The sequence below is a fragment of the Limimaricola litoreus genome (genome assembly GCF_024159025.1).
Classification (GTDB): domain Bacteria; phylum Pseudomonadota; class Alphaproteobacteria; order Rhodobacterales; family Rhodobacteraceae; genus Limimaricola; species Limimaricola litoreus.
Genome location: NZ_JAMYXC010000117.1, coordinates 1 through 4,055, shown reverse-complemented (window position 1 = coordinate 4,055; position 4,055 = coordinate 1). Strand labels below are relative to the sequence as shown.

Annotated in this window: 4 protein-coding genes; 3 read left to right on the top strand and 1 reads right to left on the bottom strand. The window is 69.9% G+C overall.

Features of this window, described 5'->3' with window-relative positions; translation table 11 throughout:
• From NHG85_RS07875 to NHG85_RS07865, 3 genes are all read left to right on the top strand, one after another.
• Window positions 1-550: SDR family oxidoreductase (locus tag NHG85_RS07875; RefSeq protein WP_253331343.1), on the top strand; the 550-nt coding region annotated here is incomplete at its 5' end.
• Between the two features lie 18 nt (window positions 551-568).
• Window positions 569-1,075 carry a type 2 periplasmic-binding domain-containing protein gene (locus tag NHG85_RS07870; RefSeq protein WP_253331342.1) on the top strand — a complete coding sequence of 169 codons (507 nt, stop codon included), beginning with the start codon at window positions 569-571 and terminating at the stop codon, window positions 1,073-1,075.
• A gap of 226 nt (window positions 1,076-1,301) precedes the next feature.
• Complete coding sequence (locus tag NHG85_RS07865) at window positions 1,302-3,287, top strand: MASE1 domain-containing protein (RefSeq protein ID WP_253331341.1); 1,986 nt, start codon at window positions 1,302-1,304, stop codon at window positions 3,285-3,287.
• A 52-nt stretch (window positions 3,288-3,339) separates the two neighbouring features.
• Here NHG85_RS07865 and larB read toward each other — a convergent pair.
• Window positions 3,340-4,055: nickel pincer cofactor biosynthesis protein LarB (larB, locus tag NHG85_RS07860; protein WP_253331340.1), on the bottom strand; the 716-nt coding region annotated here is incomplete at its 5' end.

Sequence of the window (4,055 nt, the reverse complement as noted above, 5' to 3'; positions counted from 1 at the left end):
GGCGGTGCGCGCGCTGGCGGCGCGCGTCGAGGCCGACGCGCCGCCGATCGACATCCTCGTCAACAACGCGGGCACGATCCGGCGCGCGCCGGCCGTCGAGCATGGCGACGAGATCTGGGACGAGGTGATCGAGGTCAATCTCTCGGCGCAGTTCGTGCTGACCCGCGAGATCGGGCGCGGCATGGTCGAACGGGGCGCGGGCAAGATCATCTTCACCGCCTCGCTCCTGAGCTTTCAGGGCGGCGTGACCGTGCCGGGCTATGCCGCCTCCAAGGGCGGGATCGCGCAGCTCACCATGGCCTTTGCCAATGAATGGGCTGGCCGGGGCGTCAACGTCAACGCCATCGCGCCGGGCTATATCGACACCGACAACACCGAGGCGCTGCGTGAGGATCCCGAACGATCGGCAGCGATCCTGTCGCGCATCCCGGCGGGCCGCTGGGGCCGGGCCGAGGATTTCGGCGGGCCGGTGGTGTTCCTCGCCTCGGAGGCCTCGGCCTACATGCACGGGCACGTCATGGTGGTCGACGGCGGCTGGATGGGCCGCTGAGGAGCGGGGCAGCCGGCGGTGATCTGCACCTCGATCCCCGCCTATGACGGCGACATGTACTACATCCCCTACCTGCCCGACGGCAAATACGGCCGCGCCTGGTTCGTGCGGCAGGACTGGCTCGACGCGCTGGGGCCGGGGCGGCCCGATAGGGTCGATGAGCTCTATGACATGCTGGTCGCGTTCCGCGACGACGACCCCAACGGCAACGGAAAGAAGAACGAGGGGCCCTTTTTCGTGCGCGACCGGGAGGAGCTGGCCCGCCTTGTCACCCTGTGGGACGGCCGCTCCTCCGGTTCGGACACGCCGCATGACGTCATGGTCACCGAAGCGGGCAGGATCGCGCATCCCTATGCGCAGGAAAACCACCGCATCGGCCTGTCCCATATCGCCCGCCGGTACGAGGAGGGGCTGATCGACAGGAGATCTTCACCCGCGGCACCAGCGCCCGCGACGACCTTGTCCCCGATTTCCCGGCGCCCGGACCCCGCGCGCCGGGAGCAGGCAACGAGCGAGACGAGATGACGAGAGTATTGATTTCGGGCACCGGGCGCGGCCCCGCGGGGGCACGAGAAAGATCGCTCGGCGGCGCGGCGCGTGTTCCATTCCTGATCGAGCGCACTTATGGAAGAAGGATGACGCGGACAAATCATTCTCCGGGTGACGCAGGGTCCTTTTCGGTCATGCTTCGAAAGGGGTCGCAGATGCCGGGTCTTGCAAGACAGCAAATTTGACCGGGACACCAGATCGCATGACCTCCGCCGCCGAGACCCAAGAGCCACGGGCAGATTACGGCGGGGCATCGCATGCGGAACGGGGCGGCGCCTCGCGGCCCGGCGGCGCGCAGCTGATCGCCGTCTATGTCGCCTACCTGGCCGCCGTCGCCTTCGGCCGCTGGATGGTGGTGATCCCGGAGGTTCCGATCGCCGTCTGGCCGCCCAACGGCGTCATCCTCGCGATGCTTCTGACCCAGCCGCGGAAAAGCTGGGGCTGGTGGGTCGGGCTGGGCGCCCTGGGCGAGTTGACCGGCAATGCGCTGTGGTATCACAACCCGCTGGTCTGGGCGCTGGGATATGTCGTGGCCAACGCGGCGGCGGTCGTCGCGGCCGCCTGGGTGCTTCGTGCGCTGACGAAGGCGCCGATGCGCCGTTTCGTCAGCCTGCGGCAGGTGCTGGCCTTTCTCGGCATCGGCGTGCTGGCCGCGCCGGTCATCAGCGCGACATTGGGCAGCGCGGTCGAGATGGCCGCCGGGAAGAACCCCTTTACCACAACCTGGCCCGTCTGGTGGCTGGGAGATGCGACCGGCATCCTGATCGCCACGCCGCTAATCATTTCCGCCGCCAACGCCTGGCGGGAAAGGGCCTGGCCAAGCCCGGCGCAGGCGCTCGAAGGGGGCGCCATCGCGGTCGTCCTGACGGGGCTGAGCCTGTGGGTGCTCTCGGCCGGGGCCACCTTCGCCTTCCTGCTGCCCGTGCCGATCCTCTGGGCCGCGCTGCGCTTCGAGTTCCGGGGCGCGGCCCTTGCCGTTCTGGTGCTGACGCTCGCCATCGGCGTGCATGCGCAGAATTTCCATCGCGTGCCGCTCTCGCCCGCCGAGATCGCGCTTTTGCACATGAAGCTGCAGGCGCTGGTCCTAGTCGGCGCCTCGACCGGTTTGATCGTGGCCGCCATCATCCGGCAGCAGCGGCAGGCGCTGTCCGAACTGTCGCGCATCAACGACGATCTGGAAGCGCGGGTGGCCGAGCGCACCCGCGCCATCGAGGCGGCCGAGCAGCGCTTCAAGGCGACCTTCGAGAACGCGGGCGTCGGCATCGGCATCGTCGGCGGGGACGGGGCGCTGGTGCAGGTCAACGACAGCCTGGCGCAGATGCTCGGCCGGACGGCGGAGGAGATGGAGGGGCATCCGCTCGAGGTGTTCACCCACCCCGACGACCTGGCGAAGGGCAAGGCGGCCTGGGCGCAGCTGGCGAGCGGGCAGGCCGATGATTACGATCTGGAGAAGCGCTATCTGCGCAAGGACGGGCAGACCGTCTGGGGCCACACCACGGTCAGCTGCGTGCGCCGCCCCGATGGCCGGATCGACTACCTGATTAAGGTCATCCAGAACATCACCGAGCGCAAGCGCTCCGAGACGGTGCGGCACATGCTCATGCGCGAGGTCAACCATCGCAGCAAGAACCTCTTGTCGGTCGTCCAGGTGATCGCCCGCCAGACCGCGACCCATTCGCCGCAGGACTTCATCAAGACCTTCGGCGAGCGTCTGCGCGCGCTTGCGGCGAACCAGGACATTCTGGTCAACAACGAATGGCAGCGCGTCGATCTGGCCGAGCTGGTCAGGGCGCAGCTGGGGCATTTCGGAACGGCCGGCCCGCGCGTGCGCCTGTCCGGCCCGCCGGTCATGGTGCCGCCCGCCGCGGCGCAGGCGCTCGGCATGGCGCTGCACGAGCTGGCGACCAATGCCGCGAAATACGGCAGCCTGAGCAACCAGGGCGGCCATGTCGATATCTCCTGGACCACCGGGGAGGACGGCTTCCGGATGAGCTGGCGCGAAACCGGCGGGCCGCCGGTCACCCCGCCGCAGAGGAGCGGCTTCGGCTCCATGATCCTCGACCAGCTGACCGCCTCCTCGATGTCGGGCGAGGTCAGCCTGAGCTACGCCCCGGACGGGGTCGTCTGGGAGCTGCGTTGCCCGATGTCGACCCTGCACGACGGCGCCGGGACCGAGGCGCAGAGCTGAGGCGCCGGATGCGCGTGCGACAAGGCGGGTCCAGGTTCGGGGCGGGCTGGGGCTACCCCGGGGCGGGCAGGAACTTGCGGGCGGCGGCGGCGGCGCCGAAGCCGTTGTCGATGTTGACCGTGACGATGCCCGGCGCGCAGCTCGCGAGCGCAGAGGACAAGGCCGCCTTGCCCCCCTCGGAGACGCCGTAACCGACCGAGGTCGGCACCGCGATGACCGGCGCGCGCACCAGCCCGGCCAGCACGGAGAACAGCGCCGCCTCCATCCCCGCCACGGCGATCAGCAGGGGAAAGCCGGCGATCTCGTCGAGCCGGTCTTGAAGCCGCCACAGGCCGGCCACGCCGAGATCCTCGTAGAGCACCGCGTCGAGACCCAGAAAGCGCGCCGCATGCAGCGCCTCGCGCGCGACGGGAAGATCGGAGGTGCCCGCCGTCACGATCCCGAGCCTCGGCGCGCCCGACGGCACTTCGGGCGCGGCAAGCGTGGCGGTGCGCGCCAGCGGGTCGATGTCGAGTGGCAGATCCGCGAGCGCCGCGATCTGCGGCGCGGTCAGCCGGGTCATGAGCAGGGCGCGGCCGCGCTCGTGATGCGCCTCGACGATGGCGCGCAGCTGTTCGACCGTCTTGGACTGGGCGAAGACGACCTCGGGGACGCCGGTCCGGGCACCGCGCTCCCAGTCTATGACCGTGTGCGGCGGGCTCATCGGCCCCCCCGCGCGACGAAGGCGCTGCCGCGCCGGTAGGGCGCCACCCCGGCCCAGCTCCGTCC

Coding starts and splice junctions, on each gene's coding strand:
- NHG85_RS07865 (WP_253331341.1), top strand. CDS start 1,302: ATGACCTCCGCCGCCGAGACCCAAGAGCCACGGGCAGATTACGGCGGG.